This window comes from Kitasatospora sp. NPDC001527 (assembly GCF_040298605.1).
Taxonomy (GTDB): Bacteria; Actinomycetota; Actinomycetes; order Streptomycetales; family Streptomycetaceae; genus Kitasatospora.
Genome location: NZ_JBEPAM010000007.1, coordinates 237397 through 256603 on the forward strand (window position 1 = coordinate 237397; position 19207 = coordinate 256603).

At 74.6% G+C, this 19207-nt stretch carries 19 protein-coding genes; 12 read left to right on the forward strand and 7 right to left on the reverse strand.

The genetic code is table 11. The features are described from left to right. From ABT238_RS10410 to ABT238_RS10440, 7 genes are all read left to right on the forward strand, one after another. On the forward strand, positions 1 to 1356 hold the full coding sequence (locus ABT238_RS10410; RefSeq protein WP_350756456.1) for an MFS transporter: 1356 nt from the start codon (positions 1 to 3) through the stop codon (positions 1354 to 1356). Then, positions 1353 to 2390 carry a TolB family protein gene (locus tag ABT238_RS10415; protein ID WP_350756458.1) on the forward strand — a complete coding sequence of 346 codons (1038 nt, stop codon included), beginning with the start codon at positions 1353 to 1355 and terminating at the stop codon, positions 2388 to 2390. The genes ABT238_RS10410 and ABT238_RS10415 overlap by 4 nt, the downstream gene beginning before the upstream one ends. A gap of 174 nt (positions 2391 to 2564) precedes the next feature. Then, entirely contained in the window at positions 2565 to 3413 is an 849-nt protein-coding gene (locus ABT238_RS10420; protein WP_350569602.1) for a hypothetical protein, read from the forward strand. 69 nt (positions 3414 to 3482) lie between these two features. Then, positions 3483 to 4382, forward strand: a complete 900-nt coding sequence (locus ABT238_RS10425; protein ID WP_350756460.1) for a hypothetical protein — start codon at positions 3483 to 3485, stop codon at positions 4380 to 4382. Positions 4383 to 4480: 98 nt separating this feature from the next. After that, the gene (locus ABT238_RS10430) at positions 4481 to 4999 is read left to right on the forward strand and encodes a hypothetical protein (protein WP_350569605.1); all 519 of its coding nucleotides are present in this window, start codon (positions 4481 to 4483) and stop codon (positions 4997 to 4999) included. 147 nt (positions 5000 to 5146) lie between these two features. Further along, on the forward strand, positions 5147 to 5995 hold the full coding sequence (locus tag ABT238_RS10435; RefSeq protein ID WP_350756462.1) for a hypothetical protein: 849 nt from the start codon (positions 5147 to 5149) through the stop codon (positions 5993 to 5995). Beyond that, the gene (locus ABT238_RS10440; RefSeq protein ID WP_350756464.1) at positions 5992 to 10083 is read left to right on the forward strand and encodes a WD40 repeat domain-containing protein; all 4092 of its coding nucleotides are present in this window, start codon (positions 5992 to 5994) and stop codon (positions 10081 to 10083) included. The genes ABT238_RS10435 and ABT238_RS10440 overlap by 4 nt, the downstream gene beginning before the upstream one ends. Here the strand turns inward: ABT238_RS10440 and ABT238_RS10445 are convergent. After that, a complete protein-coding gene (locus tag ABT238_RS10445; protein WP_350756466.1) occupies positions 10062 to 10694 on the reverse strand; it encodes a TOPRIM nucleotidyl transferase/hydrolase domain-containing protein in 633 nt (210 codons plus the stop codon). The two genes, ABT238_RS10440 and ABT238_RS10445, sit on opposite strands and share 22 nt — an antisense overlap. A gap of 55 nt (positions 10695 to 10749) precedes the next feature. After that, on the reverse strand, positions 10750 to 11154 hold the full coding sequence (locus tag ABT238_RS10450) for a hypothetical protein (protein WP_350569611.1): 405 nt from the start codon (positions 11152 to 11154) through the stop codon (positions 10750 to 10752). An 84-nt stretch (positions 11155 to 11238) separates the two neighbouring features. On the opposite strand from ABT238_RS10450, the gene ABT238_RS10455 reads away from it, so the two are divergent. Further along, entirely contained in the window at positions 11239 to 11622 is a 384-nt protein-coding gene (locus tag ABT238_RS10455; protein WP_350569612.1) for a hypothetical protein, read from the forward strand. Here ABT238_RS10455 and ABT238_RS10460 read toward each other — a convergent pair whose 3' ends face one another. Continuing rightward, positions 11623 to 13044 carry an amidase gene (locus ABT238_RS10460; protein ID WP_350756468.1) on the reverse strand — a complete coding sequence of 474 codons (1422 nt, stop codon included), beginning with the start codon at positions 13042 to 13044 and terminating at the stop codon, positions 11623 to 11625. Positions 13045 to 13143: 99 nt separating this feature from the next. Here ABT238_RS10460 and ABT238_RS10465 point away from each other — a divergent pair, with 99 nt between their 5' ends. The 3 genes from ABT238_RS10465 to ABT238_RS10475 are packed head-to-tail and all read left to right on the forward strand — an operon-like array spanning position 13144 to position 14639. After that, positions 13144 to 13779 carry a TetR/AcrR family transcriptional regulator gene (locus tag ABT238_RS10465; RefSeq protein WP_350756470.1) on the forward strand — a complete coding sequence of 212 codons (636 nt, stop codon included), beginning with the start codon at positions 13144 to 13146 and terminating at the stop codon, positions 13777 to 13779. Between the two features lie 36 nt (positions 13780 to 13815). After that, positions 13816 to 14085 carry a hypothetical protein gene (locus tag ABT238_RS10470; protein WP_350756472.1) on the forward strand — a complete coding sequence of 90 codons (270 nt, stop codon included), beginning with the start codon at positions 13816 to 13818 and terminating at the stop codon, positions 14083 to 14085. Between the two features lie 26 nt (positions 14086 to 14111). After that, on the forward strand, positions 14112 to 14639 hold the full coding sequence (locus ABT238_RS10475) for a hypothetical protein (protein ID WP_350569616.1): 528 nt from the start codon (positions 14112 to 14114) through the stop codon (positions 14637 to 14639). Here the strand turns inward: ABT238_RS10475 and ABT238_RS10480 are convergent. Further along, on the reverse strand, positions 14633 to 15541 hold the full coding sequence (locus tag ABT238_RS10480) for a LysR family transcriptional regulator (RefSeq protein WP_350569617.1): 909 nt from the start codon (positions 15539 to 15541) through the stop codon (positions 14633 to 14635). The two genes, ABT238_RS10475 and ABT238_RS10480, sit on opposite strands and share 7 nt — an antisense overlap. A gap of 137 nt (positions 15542 to 15678) precedes the next feature. Between ABT238_RS10480 and ABT238_RS10485 the strand changes: the two genes are divergently transcribed. Then, on the forward strand, positions 15679 to 16416 hold the full coding sequence (locus tag ABT238_RS10485; protein ID WP_350569618.1) for a flavodoxin family protein: 738 nt from the start codon (positions 15679 to 15681) through the stop codon (positions 16414 to 16416). Positions 16417 to 16435: 19 nt separating this feature from the next. On the opposite strand, the gene ABT238_RS10490 is transcribed toward ABT238_RS10485, so the two are convergent. The 3 genes from ABT238_RS10490 to ABT238_RS10500 are packed head-to-tail and all read right to left on the reverse strand — an operon-like array spanning position 16436 to position 19201. After that, the gene (locus ABT238_RS10490) at positions 16436 to 17560 is read right to left on the reverse strand and encodes a hypothetical protein (protein ID WP_350756474.1); all 1125 of its coding nucleotides are present in this window, start codon (positions 17558 to 17560) and stop codon (positions 16436 to 16438) included. A 38-nt stretch (positions 17561 to 17598) separates the two neighbouring features. After that, entirely contained in the window at positions 17599 to 18648 is a 1050-nt protein-coding gene (locus ABT238_RS10495) for a protein kinase family protein (protein ID WP_350756476.1), read from the reverse strand. Continuing rightward, positions 18641 to 19201 (reverse strand): hypothetical protein, encoded by a 561-nt coding sequence (locus ABT238_RS10500; protein WP_350756478.1) that lies wholly within the window; start codon positions 19199 to 19201, stop codon positions 18641 to 18643. The genes ABT238_RS10495 and ABT238_RS10500 overlap by 8 nt, the downstream gene beginning before the upstream one ends. Between the last annotated feature and the right edge of the window lie 6 nt (positions 19202 to 19207).

Consider the following 19207-nt stretch of genomic DNA (forward strand, 5'->3'; position numbering starts at 1 on the left):
GTGTACGTCGCGGACTCCCGCAGCTCCAAGGCCCCCGCCGCCCCGGCCGCCACCCGGCCGGGGCGGCGGGAGGCCGCCGACGGCGCCACCGCCGACCGGGCCGCACGGGCGGCCGTTCCCGGCACCGTGGTGGTCCTGGGCGTGGTCAGCCTGGTCACCGACGTCTCCTCCGAGATGGTCAGCGCCGTCCTGCCGCTCTACCTGCTCACCGGCCTCGGCCTGTCCCCGCTCGGCTTCGGCCTGCTCGACGGCATCCAGAACGGCTTCAGCGCCGTCGTCCGGCTGGCCGGCGGCCACCTCGCCGACCGGCGCGGGCGCGACGGCGCGCCCCGGCACAAGGCCGTCGCCGCCGTCGGCTACGGCCTGTCGGCGCTCTGCAAACCGCTGCTGCTGCTCGTCCACACCGTGCCGCTGATCGGCGCGGTGCTGGCCGCCGACCGCACCGGCAAGGGGCTGCGCACCGCCCCGCGCGACGCGATGATCTCGCTCGCCACCGAACCCGCCCACCGCGGAAGGGCGTTCGGCGTGCACCGGGCGATGGACACGGCCGGCGCGCTGCTCGGACCGCTCACCGCCTTCCTGGTGCTGCGGATGGCCGGCGGGCCGCTGCTCGCCGACGGCGGCCAACAGCAGGGCTACCGCGCGGTGTTCGCGGTCAGCGCGTGCGTCGCGGTGCTCGGCGTGCTCGTCCTGCTGCTGTTCGTGCCGAACCGCCTCCCGGCCGGCGAACCGCCGGAAGGGCAGCCCCGCCCGCGTGACGGGCTCGCCCTGCTGCGCGTCCCCGGGCTGCGCCGGCTCACCGTCTGCGCCGTGCTGCTCGGCCTCACCACCGTCAGCGACTCCTTCCTCTACCTGCTCGTGCAGCGCCGGCTCGGCCTCGCCACCGAGTACTTCCCGCTGCTCCCGCTCGGCACCGCCGGCGCCTTCCTGCTGCTCGCCGTCCCGCTCGGCGCGCTCGCCGACCGGATCGGCCGCCGCCGGCTGTTCCTGGCCGGCCACGGCCTCCTGCTGCTCGCCTACGGGCTGCTGCTCTCCCCGCTGGACGGCCTGCCGGTGGTGGTCTGCGTGCTGGTGCTGCACGGCGCCTTCTACGCCTCCACCGACGGCGTGCTCGCCGCCGCCGCGGCCGACACCGTCCCCGCCGCGCGGCGCGGCGCCGGGCTCGCCCTGGTCGGCACCGGGCAGGCGCTCGCCCGGTTCGCCTGCTCGCTCGCGTTCGGCGCGCTGTGGAGCGCCGTCGGCGCCACCACCGCGCTGACCTGGTCGGCGCTGGCGCTGGCCGGCTGCGTCACCGGGGCGGCGTTCGTGCTGCGCGAGCCCACGTCCCCGACCGCCGACCCCGAGGTGTCCCCGTGACCACCGTCCCCCTCCGCAACCGCGCCCGGGTGCTGATCCTGCTGGTCGCCGTCGTGCTGCTCGGCGCGGTCGGCACCGGCGCCGTGCTGTGGGCCGCCGACCGCTCCGCCGAACGCGACCGCGTCCAGGCCGGCGGCCCCGTCGTCACCCCCGGCGAGGTCACCCTCAAGGCCCCCGCCGCCCGGCAGCTGCTCTTCCGCAACATGGCCTGGGGCCCGCACCGCGACGAGGTCGTCACCGTCCCCGCCGACCACCCCGACGGCCCGCGCACCTCCTCCGGCGTCCAGTGCCTGCGCTTCCACGCCGCCGCCGCCACCGGCATCTGCCTGCAGGCCGACCGGGGCCCGCTCCAGGACACCTACCGGGCCGTCGTCCTCGACGAGCACCTGCGCGAGCTGCGCTCCTTCCCGGCCGCCGGCATCCCCACCCGCTCCCGGGTCTCGCCCTCCGGCCACCTCGCCGCCTGGACCGTCTTCGTCAGCGGCGACTCCTACGCGGGCACCGCCTTCTCCACCCGCACCTCGATCGTCGACGTCCGGGACTGGAACCTCCGGGAGAACCTGGAGGAGTTCGACGTGATCAAGGACGGCAGGCCGTACCGCTCGCCCGACGTCAACATCTGGGGCGTGACCTTCGTCGACGACAACGCCTTCTACGCCACCCTCGCCACCGGCGGCCAGACCCACCTGGTCCGCGGCGACCTCGCCGCCCGCACCCTCACCACGCTCCACCAGAACGTCGAGTGCCCCTCGCTCTCCCCGGACGGCACCCGGGTCGCCTACAAGAAGCGCGTCCCCGGCGCCTCCGAGGACGCCCCCTGGCGGCTGTACGTCCTGGACCTCGCCACCCTGGCCGAGACCGCCACCGCCGAACAGCGCAGCATCGACGACCAGGCCGTCTGGTCCGACGACCGCACCCTGCTGTACGCCATGCCCGGCGACTTCGGCGCCGACCTGTGGACCGTCCCCGCCGACGGCTCCGGCTCCGCGCGGCGGCTGCTCGACGCGGCGGTCGCCCCGGCGTTCCTGGGCTGAGGCCCCGGCGTTCCCTGGCCACTCGGGCCGGGTGGTCCCGGGCGGAACTTCGCGCGTAGGGTCCACGTCGAGCACTATGAGTGGCCGCCCGGCGCCGGGCCGCCACGAGAACTGACCGGGGGAGCAGGAACAGTGAGTCAACGAGGGCCCGACCGCGGGCTGTCGCCGGAACGCGTGCCCGACGACTCGTGGCCGGCGCTGCACGGCAGGCCCGTGCTGCGCCGCACGGTCGCGATCGGCCTGGTGATCTTCGTGTCGGTGCTGGCCGCCCTGGCCGTCCGGGGCGTCAACGCGCTCACGGTCGGCCGCGGCGCCATCGAGACCGACCGCGACCGCGCCGAGCTGCTGGCGGGCCTCCACCCGTCCCAGCACCCGGGGGCCGGCCGCTACTACGTCCCGGTCGGCGCCGTCTACACGCACACCTCGGACGGCCTGGCCGTCGCCTACCTGCACTACCGGCTGGCCGGCGGCCGCGAGGTCGGCATCGGGGACTTCCTGCGCACCTACGACCTGGCCGCCCCCGGGGCCCTCGCCCCGCTGCCGGCCGACCTCGCGGAGGCCCTGGGCGGCGACGAGCCGGCCCAGGCGCGGGAGGTCGGCGTGCCCGACCCCGCGGCCTCGCCGTCGCCGTCGCTTTCGCCGTCGCCGAGCCTGCCGTCGACCCCGTCGACCCCGTCGACCCCGTCACCGACCGCGTCCCCCTCCGCCACCCCCGACGACACGCCCACCGCCACCGTGGAACCCGAGCCGGAGGCCGAGGCGGTCGACGAGGAGCCCACCGAGCACCTCACCCCGGCCACCGAAGCCGACCCCGACCCCACGTCCGACCCCGCGCCCCCGCCGGAGGAAACCCCCTCGCCCTCACCCTCGCCCACCCCGAGTCCCACCCCGACCCCCATCCCCGCCCCCACCGCCGAGCCCACCGTCACCCCCACCCCGCCCCGCGCCCGCCGCATCTACGTCGCCCCCGACCCCGGCGGCCTCCCCGGCGCCGCCGACATCTACGTCCGCGCCACCGGCTGACCGGATCCCCCTGCCCGGCGGGCCAACCCAGGGGCGGGGGTTGTCGGTTGGGCGTGCTGTACTCCCGGCATGACGCTTGACGACAGCACGCCCGCCGTCCGGTCCGGGGAGTGGGAGGCGGTTCTCGCCCAGGGCTTCGGGGAGGTGCTCGGCCGGCCGCTCGCCGAGTACGACGGGGAGGCCCGCTACGGGGCCTACTACAGCGGCAACTTCCTCGCCGAGAGCGAGCTGGAGCGGGACCCGGTGTGGGTGGGCCGGGCCGCGCTCGCGGGGGAGGAGAGGGTCACCACCGCCCACCTGCTGCTCACCCCGCCCGGTGACCTCGACGAGACGGAGCTGGTCTTCGACGCGAGCCGCTCGCTGTTCCACGTCGACCCGCGGGGACTGTCCGGGCAACTCGCGCCCTTCGCCGCCGATCTCGCCGCCGCCGTGGAGGAGTCCGAGGACGGGCCGTGGGGCGGGGCGCTGCCGGGGGCGGACCTCGGGCGGATCGCCGGGCGCCACGGCGTCGACCTCGCCTCGCCCGAGCTGCCCGCGGGCCTGTGGACCCTCTGGCGGGCCCGGCTGGCCTCCGCGGGCGAGACCCTGCTCGACGCCCTGCTCGCCGCCACCGGCCTGACCGCCGTCACCTCGCCCGAGCTGCTGCCGGCCGGTGTCGGCGACGCCGGGGACGAGCTGGACGAGGAGGCCCACGAGCTGGCCGCCGGCGTGGCCGACCCGGCGCTGCGGGACTTCCTGGTGGCCTTCTGCGACCAGGAGTCGCACGACCTCGCCCTCGTCCCGGTCACCCCGGTCACCCCGGTCACCCCGGTCACCCCGGTCACCCCGGCCGGCGAGGCCGGCGAGGCCGGCGAGGAGGAGGACGAGGAGGAGTACACCGACGACCCGTCCGAGGGCGGCACCGTGGTCGTCCGCTGGGACGGCGCGGTCGACCAGTACGAGATCGTCGTCCGCCGCCTGGAGGCCTGAGACCCCGGGCCCTCCCGCCCGGGAGGGCCCGGCCGCCACCGGATAGGGTCACTGCGCGAACCGATTCGCGGTGCGCGCGTGGACCCGAAGGAGCTGACGTGGGCGAGGCCGTCTCCCCCGAGACCGGTGCCGACACCGTGGATCCCCGCCGGGGCGCGCAGCTCGCGGCACGCTGGTGGAAGTGGGCGCTGTCCGCCCCGATGGAGCGCAGCCCGGTCGCCGACACCACCGGCGAGTTCGCCGGCTGGCGCCAGCCCTCCGACGTCTGGTTCCTCGCCGGCACCTACGGCGGACGCGTCGTGCGCCGCTGCCCGATCGCCGCCGGGAAGCCGGTCTTCTTCCCGGTCTTCAACACCCAGCGCATCGCCCTCGGCCTCTCCTCCGCCCCCTGGCGCGTCGAGCACTCCCAGGCCGAGGCGACGCTCAACGGCGTCCCGCTCAGGGTGCACGAGTTCGCCTCCCGGCGCTTCCTCGCCACCGGCATCCCGCGCGTCGCCTGGGGCCTGTGGTGCGCCCTCGACCCGCTGACGCCCGGCCAGTACGTGCTCTCCGTCAAGGCCGAGGCCGGCGGCTTCCTGGTCGACACCACCTACCACCTGGACGCCGTCGAGTTCTGACCCGCGCGCCCCTGACGCACCCCGCCCGGTGTCGGGATTCCGCCCCCGGGAGCCGCCGCGGGCTGGTAGGTGTGGAGCCCTCAGGGCCGGTTGCGGCCCTTCACGGCTGGGGGTGGGGCAGTGGCCCGGGTGGTGTGCGTGCACGGGATGGGACAGCAGGTCCAGGGCGAGGACCGGCTGCGCTCCGTGTGGTGGCCCGCGCTGAGCGACGGACTGCGCCGGGCCGGCGCCCCCGAGGGACTGCTGACGGAACCGGACGTCGCGATCGGCTTCTACGGCGACCTCTTCCGCCCGCCCGGGCAGTTGCTCGCCGCCGGCGACCCGCCGTACACCGCCCGCGACGTCGACGGCGGCTTCGAACAGGAACTGCTCGCCGCCTGGTGGCGGGAGGCCGCGCAGCGCGACCCCGAGGTGGCGCCGCCCGACGCGGACGACACACTGGTGGCGACGCCCCGGTCCGTGCAGGCCGCGCTGCGGGCGCTGTCCGGCTCCCGCTTCTTCGCGGACGTCGCGCTGCGCCTGGTCGTGGCGGACCTCAAGCAGGTCCGCGCCTACCTGACCGACGAGCCCACCCGCGAGCGGGTGCGCGCCCGGGTCATGGCGCGGATCGGCCCGGACACCCGCGTGGTGGTGGCGCACTCGCTCGGCTCCGTGGTCGCCTACGAGGCGCTCTGCGCCCTGCCCGGCCACGGCGTCCGGGCGCTGGTGACGATCGGCTCGCCGCTGGGCATCCGCAACCTGGTCTTCGACCGCCTCCGCCCCGACCCGGTCTGGACGTGCGGGAAGCCGCTCGGGGAGTGGCCGGGCGGGGACGCCCTGACCTGGACCAACCTGGCCGGCACCGGCGACGTGGTGGCCCTCGTGAAGGACCTGCGCCCGGTCTTCGGCACCCGGGTCCGCTCGGCCCTGCTGTCCAACGGCACGCACGCCCACGACGCCACCTCGTACCTGACCGACGAACTGTGCGGCCGCGCGATCGCCGAGGGCCTGGCGTGAACGACGGGCCGGGCCCGCGCCGGTACCTGATCGCCGCCGTCGTCGCCGACTACCCGAAGAACCGCGACTGGAACCGCCCCGGCCTCGTCCGGGCCCGCGAGAGCGTCGTCGAGCTCTTCACCGGCACGCTCGGCTACCACCACCACGACTCCGTCCCGCTCAACCCCACCAAACTCCAACTGGCCGCCGCCCTGCGCGCGTTCTGCACCTCGCCCGAGCGCCGCGAGGACGACCTGCTGACCGTCTACCTCTCCTGCCACGGCGAGATCCTCGACGACGGCGAGGAACACGTCCTGCTCACCGCCGACACCGACCCCGACGACCTCACCTTCACCGCCCTGCCGACCGCCGAACTCACCCGGGCCATGCTGCGCGGCACCCGGACCCGGCGGGTGATGCTGCTGCTGGACGCCTGCTACGTCGGCCAGGGCGGCAACCAGCTGGCCGCCGCCGCCCTGGAACGCCTCGGCGCCACCTGGGGCCGCAGCACCGGCTCCGGCCTGATCGTCCTCTCCTCCGCCCAGCCGCACCAGCCGGCCGTGGCGGGCCGGTTCCCGCAGCTGCTCACCGACGCCGTCACCGACCTGTCGGTCGCCGGGCACGGCCCCGGCACGCTGTCCGTGAACGCGGTGGTGCAGCACATGAACAACTCCGCGGACCGCCCCGGCCACCAGCGCATCGGGCTCGCCATGGTGGGCCTGGACGGCGAACCGCCCGCGTTCTTCCCCAACCCCCGCCACGACACCCGCCTCAACGAGGTCGACCTCGCCCAGCAGCAGGTCGCCGCCTTCGCCGAACAGGACCGGCGCCGCGAGACCGAGTTCACCTCCCGGCTGCTGGTCCGCGCCATGGGCTACCACAGCCGGGCGGACGCCGCCGCGTGGTGGTTCAGCGGCCGGCACACCGCCCTCGGCGACCTCGCCGCCTGGCTGAAGACCCCGGCCGGCGACGATCCGTCCGCCTGCCGGGTGGTCACCGCCGCCCCCGGCTCCGGCAAGACCGCCGTCCTCGGCCTGGTCGCCGCCCTCGCCCACCCCGAACGCCGCCGCACCGTCCCCTTCGACGCCCTCGGCCTGCCGCCGGACCTCGTGGCCGTCGGCGCCGTCGACGCCGCCGTCTACGCCCAACGCCTCACCGACGCCGACGTGCTGGACGCGCTGTGCGCCGCGGCGCGGATCCGGGCCGACTCCGTCGGCAAGCTCCTCGAAGCCCTGGAAGGCCGCCCCCGCCCGCTCACCGTCCTCGTCGACGCCCTCGACGAGGCCGCCACGCCCGACACCCTCTGCGGCACCGTCCTGCGGCCGCTGATCGAGCACGCCCGCGGCCGCCTGCGCCTGCTGCTGGGCACCCGACCGTACCTGTTGCCCCGCCTCGGCACGGCCGCCGACCAGGTCCTCGACCTCGACAGCCCCCGCTACGCCGACCCCGAGGCGCTCGCCGTCTACGCCGCCCGCAACCTGCTCGAAGCCCACCCCGGCTCGCCCTACCTCCACGACCCCGGCTACCTGCGCCCGGTCGCCGAGGCCGTCGCCGAGGCGGCGGGCCACTCCTTCCTCATCGCCCGCATCACCGCCGGCACCCTCGCCGCCGCCCCCGACATCCCGAACCCCTGGAGCCAGGGCTGGCGCGCCTCGCTGCCCCGCCACGCGGGCGACGCCATGCGCGAGGACCTCCACCGCCGCCTCGGCGACGACGCCCGGCGCGCCACCGACCTGCTGCGCCCCCTGGCGTACGCCCAGGGCCAGGGCCTGCCGTGGGAGGACGTCTGGGCCCCGCTCGCCTCGACGGTCTCCGGGCGGCGGTACACCGACGAGGACCTGCTGTGGCTGCGCCGCGAGGCGGGCTCGTACGTCGTCGAGGCGACCGAGTACGGCCGCTCCGCGTACCGGCTGTACCACGAGGCGATGGCCGAGCACCTGCGCGACGGCACCGCCCCGGAGGCCGTCCACGCCGCCTACGCCCGCGTCCTGACCGCCCGCGTCCCCTACCGCACCGACGGCACCCGCGACTGGTCCCGCGCCCATCCGTACGCCCTCCACCACCTCGCCCACCACGCCGCCCGGGCGGGCCTGTTGGACGAGGCCCTCGCCGACACCGACTACCTCGTCCACGCCACCCCGGCAGGCCTCGCCCCCCACCTCCACCACGCCCGCGCCGACCCGGCCCGGCTGACGGCGGCGGTCTACCGGACCGGCATCCACCTCCATCGGGAGGCAGCACCGGACGAACGCCGCCGGATCCTGGCCCTCGACGCCGCCAGAGCCGGCGCCGAGGATCTGCACGGAGAACTCGTCAGCCGCATCCCGCCCGGCGAGTGGGCTCCGGTCTGGGCCACCGGCAGCGGATTCGACCCCTCCCTCCGCGGCACCTTCTCCGGCCACGAGGACAGCGTGTTCGCGGTGGCGTGTGCGGTGGTCGACGGGCGTCCGGTGGTGGCCAGCGGCGGCGGGGACGCTTTGGTCCGCCTGTGGGATCTGGCGACCGGCCAGCCGGTGGGCCGTCCTCTCGCCGGTCACGACGGGGCGGTGACCGCGTTGTCCTGCGCACTGATGGACGGCCATCAGGTGGCGGTGAGTGGCGGTATGGACAAGACCGTGCGGGTGTGGGACTTGGCTACCGGTGTGGCGGTTGGGGGTCCTTTCACCGGCTATTCGGGCAGGGTGGGCGCGTTGGCATGCGCCGTGCTCGGTGGCAGGGCGGTGGTGGTCTGCGGCGGTACAGACGGGTCGGTGGTGGCGCTTGATCTGGCTACCGGTGTGGCGGTTGGGGGTCCTTTCACCGGCTGTTCGGGCGAGGTGGGCGCGTTGGCATGCGCCGTGCTCGGTGGCAGGGCGGTGGTGGTCCGCGGTGGCATGGACGGGTCGATCGTGGTTCTTGACCTGGCTACCGGCCAGCTGGTTGGCGGACCTTTCGGCTGCCATGACAATGCGGTGACTGCGCTGTATTGCACAGTAGTTGACGGTATCTCGGTGGTGGTCAGTGGTAGCGCGGACAAGACGGTTCGGATGTGGAACCTGGCTACCGGTCAGCTGATCGGCGGACCGTTCACCGGTCATGACGAGATGGTCGACACGGTGGTGTATGCGGAGCTGGACGGTGGCGCGGTGGTCGTGAGTGGTGGATCGGGAGGTACGGTTCAGGTGTGGGATCCGGCTACCGGCCAGGAGATCGTCCGGCCTCTCATGGGCCACAACAGTCGCGTGACCGCAGTCGTGTGCGTCGAACTTGACGGCGAAGCGATGTTGGTCAGCAGCAGCTGGGACGGGACGGTCAGGGTTTGGGATCTGACCGAGCGCCGGAATCTGGGCCAACCTTTGACCGGTCACACTCACGACGTCGTAGCGGTGGGGTGTGCGGAGGCCGGAGGTCGTCCGGTGGTGATCAGTGGTAGCCGGGGTGGATCGATCAGAGTGCGGGACCTGGCCACGGGGCGACAGCTCGGTCCGCCACGCGCCGGTTCCGGTCGCGATATCAAGTTGGCGTTTGGGGTGGTTGAGGGGCGCCCGGTGGTGGTGGTGAGTGGCGACGACACCGGCATGGTTCGGATGCGGGACCTGGAGACTGGCCGAGAGCTTGGCGAGCCCCTCGTCAGTCATATTGACTCCGCGTCTGCGGTGGCGTGTGGGATGGTCGAGGACCGTCTATCGATGGTGATCGGTGACCTTTCCGGACTTGTGCGGGTGAATGACCTGATCACTGGCCGCAGAATCGGCAAGCCTCTCACGGGTTCCCTCGGTGACGCCGTGGCGGTGGCGCTCGGGGTGGTTGAGGGGCGTCCGGCGGTGGCAAGTGGCGACTACACCGGCATGGTTCGGCTGCGGGACCTGGACACTGGCCGGGCGCTGGGCGAGCCGATCTTCGTTCACGCGGCTGCTGTGATGGGGATGAACTGTGCTCTGGTCGACGGGCGTTCGGTGATGGTGACCGGTGGCCTCGACCACCGGGTGCGGCTGTGGGACCTGGACCGCCGGTCACTCCTCGCCGAGATCGTCATCGAGGGGCCATGCGCCGTATGCTTCACCGCCGACGGCGACCTCGTCGTCAGCTCGAACAACGACGTCGCCCTCTACCGCCGCAGGCCTTCCTGAGCCAGCGCCGCCAGCAGATCGCGCAGCGGCGCCGGCTCGTGCTCCAGCGCCTCCACCAGCAGCTGCCCGTAGCGGATCTTCCGCCCCGACTTCGTCCCCATGAACCGCCGCAGCTGCCGTTCCGCCACCCCGCCCTGGTGCGCGGGCTGGCGGACGAAGGTCTGCCAGGCCGGGAGCTCCCCCTCCGCCCGGACGATCTCCTCCACCCGTGCCACGCCCAGCGCGCGGATCAGCTCCTCCTCCAGGTCCGCCACGCACACGAAGAAGCCGTCCTCCGGCGCCCCGGCCCGTGCCAACCCGCGCTCGTAGAAGCCGCGTTCGTTCTCGTCGCAGAGCCCGGTCAGCCGCAGCCCCAGCCCGGGCGGCCCGAGCAGGCTCGCGTACCGGGCGACGTTCATCGCCCCGCCCATGGAGACCACGCACACCCCCTCGGCGGCCAGGTCCCGGCCCCGCCGGGCGGCCAGTGTCTCGACGGCGGCGAGGTCGCTCGGCCCCTCCACCAGCACCGCCGTCCGCACCCCGACCTGCCCGGCCGCCTCGCCCGCCGGCCCACCGGGCCCGCCCGCCGCCCACGCGGTGACCGCATCCCGGAACGCTTCCATGTCCGCCATGGGGCCGATTCTGCCCCTGACCGGCCCGGTGGGCCCGCCATTTTCCGCGGACGCGCTACCGCCCGACGGCGAGGGACGCCCGCAGCTCCTCGAACAGCTCGCACAGGTCCGCGTTGCCCACGGGGTCCACCTCCAGCTGCAACTGGCACACGGCGTCGTCCCCGTGGGGAGTGAGGCGCACGGCGAAGGCGTAGCCGTCCTCGACGGGCTCGCCCCGCAGCGTCAGCGGATTGTTGCGACCGGGCGTCACCCGCTCCGCGAAGTCCTCACCCGAAGGCGTGCGCAGCAGAGCGAGCATCCGCGCCGCGAAGTCCGCGACCTCCTCGGTGGTGAGGTACGCGGTGAAGTCGGCCGTCAGGCGGGAGGACCAGTCCGCGGTGACGCGCCAGCTCTCCTCCTCGACCTCGGCCAGTTCGACCCACGCGACATCGTCGCCGAGACGTATCCGCGGTCTTCCCATCGCATCCTCCACAACCCCGACGCCGGAACCGGAAGATCGAACTGTAGCGTCCTCCCTGCAACCGAACGATCATGGGGGGAAACCGTGTTCGAGTACATCCGTGGGCGCAGCCTCGCCGTCAGAGTCGGCCTGGCGGCCGCCGTCGTGGCGATCGCGCCCGTGCTGCTGGACTTCAAGAGCGAGAGCCTGGTCCGCGAGAACGGCCGGATCGTCGCCTACGACTACTTCAGCTTCTCCGCCCTCGTCGCCGCCCTCGCCGGCCTCGCGTACGCCTACCGCCGGTTCCACGCCGCGAAGTTCACCGGCGCGCTGACCGGCACCGTCAAGGCGGCGCTGGCCGCCGTCGTCCTGGTCAGCCTCTTCCAGGGCGTCCGCGGCACGGGCGTCGTCCCGGCGCAGACGGAGTGCCGGGCCGCCTACAGCCTCAACCTCTGCCGCCCGGCCGACGACACCCCGACGGGTCGGTGATCAGGAGCCGGGGCGGGGGTCGATCGGGGTGAACACGCCGAGGCGGTCCTCGACCTCCTGGGCGGCGTCCAGGCACAGGTCCTCCCGGAACGCGCGCCCGACGATCTGCACGCCGGTCGGCAGGCCGTCGGTCACTCCGGTGGGTACGGCGACCCCGGGTACGCCCACGAAGCTGGTCACCGTGCACAGGCGCATGCCCGAGCCGACCCGCTCCCGTCCTGCCCGGTCGCGCGACTCCAGCCCCGGCTCGACGGGCGGCTCGGTGAACGACGGCCCGAGCAGCAGCGGGTACTCGTCGAGGAACTCCGCCCAGGAGCGGCGGATGCCCAGCCACACCCCCATCAGCTTCATGAACTCCGCCGCGGTCACGGGCGGGGTCTTCTCCATCGTCATCTCGATGAAGCGGTCTCCGCCCTCGCCGAGCAGGGTCCGCACCACCGGCCAGGTCGGGGCGAACTCGGTCGCCACGATCCGGTGGTACGCCTCCAGCGCGTCGTCCAGCCGCGGCACGTCCGCCACCTCCCGCACGTCGTACCCGGCGTCCCGCAGTGCTTCGGCCGCGGTCGCGACGGCACCGCGGACCGTGGGGTGGACGCCGTGGCCGCCGGGGTCGGTGACGACCGCGACCTTCACCGGTCCCGGCAGCGGCTCACCCCGGACGGGCACCGGCACGGCCCGCGGGTCCCGCGGGTCGGTCCCGGCCAGGGCCTCGTAGGCCAGCCGCAGGTCGGCGATGCCGCGGGCCAGGGGCCCGTCCTTGACCAGCATCTGCGTGGCCGGTCCCGGGTCGTCCGCGCCGGGAATGCGGTGGTCGGCGGGGAACCGCCCGGTGGTGGGGTTCAGGGCCGCCACGCCGCAGAACGAGGCCGGGACGCGGACGGACCCGCCGGAGTCGTTGCCGAGCCCGAGCGCGGCCATGCCGGTGGCGACGGCCACCGCGTCGCCGCCGCTGGAGCCTCCCGGGGTCCGGCTCCGGTCCCACGGGTTGACGGTGTCGCCGAAGAGCTCGCTGCGGGTGTGCATCCCGGCCAGGATCAGGGTGGGCATGTTGCTGTGCCCGATCGGTATGGCTCCGGCGGCGCGCAGCCGGGCCACCGGGGGCGCGTCGGCCGTCGCCACCAGCTCGCGGAAGCGCGGGAGTCCCATCGTGGTCGGCACGCCTTCGACGGCGGTGGTCTCCTTGACGGTGAACGTCACCCCGGCCAGCGGCCCCAGCTCCTCGCCCGCGGCCCGGCGCGCATCCGTCCGCGCCGCGGCTTCGCGGGCGCGCTCGGCCATCAGCTGGGTGACCGCGTTGACCCGCGGGTTGACGTCGGCGATGCGGTCCAGGTGGCTGTCGACCAGCTCGACGGCCGAGACGTCTCCGTTCCGGACCGCCTCCGCCTGGGCTGCGGCGGTCATCGTCCATAGGGTGTCGCGCACGATCGTGTCCTCCCCGTTCCTGTCCTGCGCCGGAGTGCTCGTGTCGGAACCATAGCCCAGAACCGATACGCTTGTATCGGAATAAGGAGGAGCCCGACCATGCCCAAGCAGGTGGACTACGAGAGCCGACGCCGGCGGATCGCCGAGGCCGTCTGCCTCCTCGTCGACGACCACGGACCCGAGGGGGTGACCATGCGCGACGTCGCCACCCGCGCGGAGGTCTCCCTGGGCGCCGTCCAGCGGTGCTTCCGCACCAAGGAGGAGATGCTGCTGTTCGCCGTCGAGCACGTCGGCGAGCGCATCACCGAACGGGTCCGGGCCCGCCTGGGCGGCAGCCCGGCCCAGTCGGCCGCGTCCGCCCTGGGGCACGCGGCCACCGAGATCGCCCTGCTCCGCGAAGAGCACCGCGCCGAGGCGCGGGTGTGGCTCGCGTTCGTCGCGCAGGCCGCCGTCAGCGAGCCGCTCGCCGCCCAGCTCAGGACCAGTTACGCGGCTCTCCAGGACCTCCTCGGCCGCCTCATCGCGGAGGCCTGCGAGAGCGGCCGCGCCGGCGGTGACGCCGCGCCGCCCGATCCGCGGCGCGAGGCCCGGGCCCTGCTCGCCCTCACCGACGGCCTGACCAGCCACGTGCTCATCGGACACCTGACCGCCGAGGAGGCCGAGGGCGCCCTGCTCACGCATCTGGTCCGCCTCTGGGAACGCCTCCGCGCCGCCCCTCCCGGGACGTCCGTCTGACGCCCGTTGCCCCGGTGCCCCGCCCGGAGCCCGGGCGTGACCGCGGGCAAGCACGAGCCGGACCCGGACCCGCCGGCGCGGCTGTGGGAGGAACACCTGCGAGCGCCGTTCCCGCGGCACCTGCGCGGCCGCGAGATCGACGGCGAGGGCATGGCGCTGACGGACGCTTCCCTCGCGGGCTGCGTCCGCGCACCTGTCGGCGCAGGGGGCCCGGTGACGGGCGCCTTCGGGACATCACCGCCATGGTGGCGCGCGTGCTCCGGACCGGTCGCGCGGATCAGGAAGTCGGACCGGCCGACTTCCTGATCCGTCGTTTGGGGAGAATCAGGTCCATGACCATGGGGATCTCCGGTTTCGAGCCACTGTTCCTGGTCGGGCTCGACGCGGTGCGGCAGGCGCACGGGGCACGGCTGGCGGCGCTCGCCGGCAGGCGGCTGACGGGGTTCGCCGTGGTGCGCTTCGCCGAGGACGGGGAGTGGTTCGCCGACTGCCCGGTGGTCCTGGACTTCGACGGCGTCCAGGTGGAGCTCTGCCACAGGAGTCTCGACGAACTCTCGACAGGCTGGGACACGATCGACACCGAGGCCGGCATCGCCGGCTGGGAGTGGGCCGGCTTCACACCGGAGTGGTCCCACGGCGACGACCGCCTCGCGCCCTTCGTCGGCCAGGAACTGCGCGAGGCCGCGCTGCTCGAATGGCGCCCGGCGGGACTCGACCTGGCCGCCGGGACCGTGGCGGTGGAGTTCGTCTTCGAGGGAGGGTGCCTGCGCATCGCCAACGGCCTGGACGAGAACCGCGTCGAGACCGGGTCGGCCCGGCCGGCCTACGTCCGCCACACGGCCGTGCGCGGCGCTCAGTAGCCGCTGACGACCGCGTCCGCCGCCGAGGCGTCCAGCAGCAGGTCGTGCAGGGCCGCGGCGGTCTCCGACGGGCGGGCGGGGGTCAGGACGACCTGGTCCACGGTGGTGGACGGGCCGGTGAGGGGGATGACGTGCAGGCCGGGGGGCTGGTGGTCGAGGGCGGACTCGACGGTGATGCCGATGCCCGTCCCGGCGGCGACGTGGGCGGCGATGGCGTGCACGCTGTCGGCGGTCCTGATGATGCGCAGGTCCGCCCCGCCGAGCTGGAAGGCGGACAGCAGCCGGTCGCAGAGCCCGCTGTTGATCTGGTGCGGCCAGGTGAGCAGGTCGGTGGTGGACAGTTCCGGCGCGCTCAGCTCGCTGCGGTCGGCGAGCGGATGGGCGGCGGGGACGAGCGCCACGAACCGCTCGGTGGACAGCACCCGCGCGCGCACGCCCGCGACGTCGCCGGTCGCCCAGCCGATGCCCAGTCCGATCGTCTCGGCGCGCAGGGCGGTGAGCTGCGCCGTGGTGGGCATGCACTCCGGCACGATGGTGACGTCCGGGAACCGCTCGCGCAGCCGGGGCAGGCAGCGCAGCAGCACCTGCTGGCCGGTGTACTCGGCGTGGCCGACGACGAGGGTGCTGCGGGCCCGCTCCCCGGCGGCGAGGGCACGGCCGCGCTGCTGGAAGTGGCGCAGCTGCGCCAGCGTGGCGTGCGCGTCGGGCAGCAGCGCCTGGCCGAGGTCGGTCAGCGACACCCGCCGGCTGGTGCGGTGGAACAGCCGCCCGCCGAGCGTGCTCTCCAGCCGCCGCACCGCCTCGCTCACCGTCGGCTGTCCCCGGTGCAGCCGCGCGGCGGCCCGGCCGAAGTGGAGTTCCTCCGCGACGGCGACGAACGCCTCGAGTTCGATCCTGTCCACGGGAGCAGACTAGCGCGATCGATCGGTGTGGCCGATCGCTGCGGGGCGAAGTCCGTCGTTGATGCCCGGCCGTGCACGGGGTGTGATGAACGGGCGGGCAGGAATGCCCGTTCATCGACGGAAAGTAGTGAAGCGACATGGCAGTCAAGGACGTCGACCGCGAGCACGGAGCGCCGGCGGTCACCGTGACGGTGGTCTACCACTCGGTGCACGGGCACACCCGGGTGCTGGCCGAGCACCTCGCCGACGGGGCGCGGGCGGTGCCGGGGGCCGAGGTGCACCTCGTCGAGGTACGGGCGGAGGACGTCAACGCGGGCCGGTGGCGGGACGCGGAGGTGCTGGCGCTGCTGGAGCGCTCGGACGCGATCGTGTTCGGCTGTCCGACGCTGATGGGCAGCGTGTCGGCGGCGTTCAAGGCGTTCATGGAGTCGGCGTTCACGGCGTTCACCACGCAGGCGTGGAAGGACAAGCTGGCCGGCGGGTTCACCATGGCCGCCTCGCAGAGCGGCGACAAGCTGATGGTGCTGCAGCAGCTGGCGGTGTTCGCCGCGCAACTGGGCATGCAGTGGATCGGCGTGGGGGACCTGCCGGGCAACAACTGGAGCGGCGGCTCCCGTGACGACCTGAACCGGCTGGGCTCGTGGCTCGGGCTGATGAGCCAGAGCCACGCCGACCTCGGCCCCGAGCAGGCCGGCTCGCGCGGTGACCTGATCACCGCCCAGCGGTACGGCGAGCGGATCGCCCGGCTGACCCAGCGCTGGGTCAACGGCGTGCCGTACGCCACCTCCCGGATGACCGAGCACGAGGCCCGCGCCCTCTCGGCCTCGCTCCGGGAGGCGGACGGCGCGGACGCCGCCGTGCCGGCCGGGGTCTGAGCTCGGCCCGGGCGGTCTCCTACCCCGCCCGCACGGCCCCCGCCACCGCGACCATCCGGCGCATGACGTGGACCGGGAGCGCCGGGTTCATGGCGGCGTCCTCGGCGGTGAACGGGTCCTGGAGCAGCTCCGCCAGGAGCGGCAGCGGCAGGGCCGGGTGCCGGTGGGCGTGCGGGGCGACGTCCTCGTCCGCGGCCAGGGTGGCGGCGGCGGTGGGGGAGAGCCGGGGGTGCTGGGCGGCGTGCCGGCGGACGGTCCGGTCCGGGTCGTGGGCCAGGCGTTCGACGAGATCGGCGGTGGAGGCCGGGTCGTGGAGGGCGAGCAGGCGCATCCGCGGGCGGGGATCGTCGGCGAAGCGGAGCAGGCCGTCGAGGGGGAAGTTGGGGTGGTTCAGCGGGCGGCCGGGGAAGGAGAAGCTGCCGTTCCAGCCCTCCTCCCACACGCGGAGCAGCAGTTCGGCGGGGGCGTCGTCGCAGGACTCGGTGAGGAACAGCCGGACGGCGAAGTCCTCGTCGCGGGCGAGCCGTTCGACGACGTCCGGGGGCAGCCGGCGCGCGCGGGCGACGCTGCGGCGGATCCAGAGCCTGGGGGAGGTCGCCAACTGCCGCATGGCGTCGGCGTCGTCGTGCAGGGCGGCGACCCACCACAGGGCGTAGGTCCGGGCGCCCGGCTCGATGTCCGGAACGGTCCCGGCCAGCGCGGCGATCTCCTCCGGCGTCGAGGGCGGCTGCGTCCCGGCGTCGGGAACGCGGTCGACGGCGATGCGCCGTGACCAGCTCGGGCGGCTTGCCAGGGCGGCCGCGTCGGCCGCGAGTTCCTTCGCGAGGACATGGCCGGGCCGTCCGGCGGTGGCGGTGAGCAACCGGTCCCACTGGGCTGGTGTGAGCTGTCCGGACTCGGCGGCCCGGCCCCAGACCTGGCGGTCCGGGTGCACCACCGCCGCGTCCAGGACGGCGGGCGGGATGTCGCCGCCACAGAGGGGGGTGGTGCTTCCGGCGTCGAGGATGGCGAGCAGCAGGTCCACCGGGGCGGCCTCGTTGCAGCAGAGGCTGTCCAGCCACACCTCGGCGAGTTCCTCGCTCGGGCCCGGCGGCGCGAACAACCCGGCCCACACGGCGTCGTCCTGGTGATCGTTCGTCTGCACCGGGGCAGCGTAGCGGCACGCCACCCGTCGACCGCCCGCTACCCGGTGGCTGCGTCCACCGCCGCGACGCGGTCGAGTGCGGCGGCCGGGTACGGCGTCCGCTTGCTCCCGTGGAGGAGCCGGCGGTGGAAGCCGTCCAGGACGACGGCGGTCCGGGCGTGCCGGTCGACGAGCGCCGCCACCTCCGCCGGGACGCCGTCGGGCCGCCGGCCCGCGAGCCACCGCTCCAGGAAGACGGTCGCCTCCGTCTCGCCCCGGTAGCGGCCCAGGAGGTGGTGACGGAGCAGGTGGGCGGCCGTGTAGTCGCGGTCGTAGGCGCGGTGCTCGGCGAGGAACCGCCGTTCCTCCGCCGAGAGTTCGAAGTCCGCGCCGAGCGCGAGCCCGAAGTCCGCGAAGTAGACCCGCCGGCCGTCGGTGAGCAGGTTGCGGAAGTGGGCGTCGAAGTGCACGAGCCCCCGGGAGCGCAGGAACGCGGCGCCGCGCGCCACGGACTGCTCCGCCCACCCGTACGGAGCCGCGTCCCGGTGCTCGTGCAGCCAGTCGGCGAGCGTCCGCGGCACGTGCTCCAGGAAGAGCACCACGCTGTGCGCGGACCGGCCGATGGCCTCCAGCCGCTCGCGCACGGCCGGGGAGCCGTCCCAGTGGGCGACGGCGCCCCCGACGCCGCCGAACTCGTCCATGAAGCCCTCGGGCGCGGCGTCGGGCAGGACGCGCCAGTGGTACATCAGCGGGAAGCCCTCGTACGCCCCGCCCAGCACCCAGTGGGTGGTCATGGTGTGGGCGGCCAGCTCCCGCCAGGCGCCGAACCCGGCCGAGCCGATGCCGTACTGGTAGAAGAGCGGCAGGCCGAAGAGGTTCGCGGTGGAGCGGACGTTCTCGGCCCGGGTCTCCAACTCCGTGAGCGGCACCTTCTTGACGAAGACCCGCGTCCCGTCGACGTCCAGTTCGGCGGACGTGCCGCCGACGCCGGTGCCGAGCGGAGCGGCGGTGGCCACGAGCCGCCCGAGCCGCCGGTCGCTGAGCAGGGAGAGGCGGGTGGCCATGGCCCCGTGGGCGGCCAGGCGCGCCGGGTGGTCGGGGTCAGGCATGGAGGGTGACGCCGGGCAGCGGGCTGCCCTCGGCGTCGAACAGCGCGGTGCCGCAGTCGCATTTCTCGTCGGCGAGGGTCTCGGTGGGCGGCAGCTCCCAGACCAGCATGTCCTCGCAGCCCGGGCAGGTCAGGCTGACCAGGTTCTCCTCGGCCCGCGCGCCCCAGGCCCGCACCGGCAGGTCCTCGTGCGTCAGCCCGCTCGGCTCGCCCTCGCCGGCCGGCGCGACCAGCACCTCGTAGGCGTCGGTGCCGCTGTGCCACAGCAGGAGGGTGAAGCCGAGCGGCGCCAGCACGCCGGACAGGTGGTCGAGTTGGCGGACCGGGAGATCACCGCGGCCCGGCGCCGGATCCGCCTCGGCCGCCTGCCGGACGGCGTCGGTGCCGACGCCCGCCGGCTCCGCCCCGAAGGCCCGCACCCGGCCGGCCACGAACGCCGCCAGCTCGCCCGGCTCCTCCTCGCCGGTCCAGTCCATGGTGAACACCACGTCCTCGACCCGGGCGCCCCCGGTCCGCTCGCCGGGGGTCAGGACCAGCTCTTCCAGCTCCGTCATGACGAT

Excerpts from the sequence above, each read along its gene's own strand:
- ABT238_RS10425 (WP_350756460.1), top strand. The coding sequence starts at position 3,483 with ATGACGCTTGACGACAGCACGCCCGCCGTCCGGTCCGGGGAGTGGGAG.
- ABT238_RS10435 (WP_350756462.1), top strand. The coding sequence starts at position 5,147 with ATGGGACAGCAGGTCCAGGGCGAGGACCGGCTGCGCTCCGTGTGGTGG.
- ABT238_RS10445 (WP_350756466.1), bottom strand. The coding sequence starts at position 10,694 with ATGGCGGACATGGAAGCGTTCCGGGATGCGGTCACCGCGTGGGCGGCG.
- ABT238_RS10450 (WP_350569611.1), bottom strand. The coding sequence starts at position 11,154 with ATGGGAAGACCGCGGATACGTCTCGGCGACGATGTCGCGTGGGTCGAA.
- ABT238_RS10465 (WP_350756470.1), top strand. The coding sequence starts at position 13,144 with ATGCCCAAGCAGGTGGACTACGAGAGCCGACGCCGGCGGATCGCCGAG.
- ABT238_RS10475 (WP_350569616.1), top strand. The coding sequence starts at position 14,112 with ATGACCATGGGGATCTCCGGTTTCGAGCCACTGTTCCTGGTCGGGCTC.
- ABT238_RS10485 (WP_350569618.1), top strand. The coding sequence starts at position 15,679 with ATGGCAGTCAAGGACGTCGACCGCGAGCACGGAGCGCCGGCGGTCACC.
- ABT238_RS10495 (WP_350756476.1), bottom strand. The coding sequence starts at position 18,648 with ATGCCTGACCCCGACCACCCGGCGCGCCTGGCCGCCCACGGGGCCATG.
- ABT238_RS10500 (WP_350756478.1), bottom strand. The coding sequence starts at position 19,201 with ATGACGGAGCTGGAAGAGCTGGTCCTGACCCCCGGCGAGCGGACCGGG.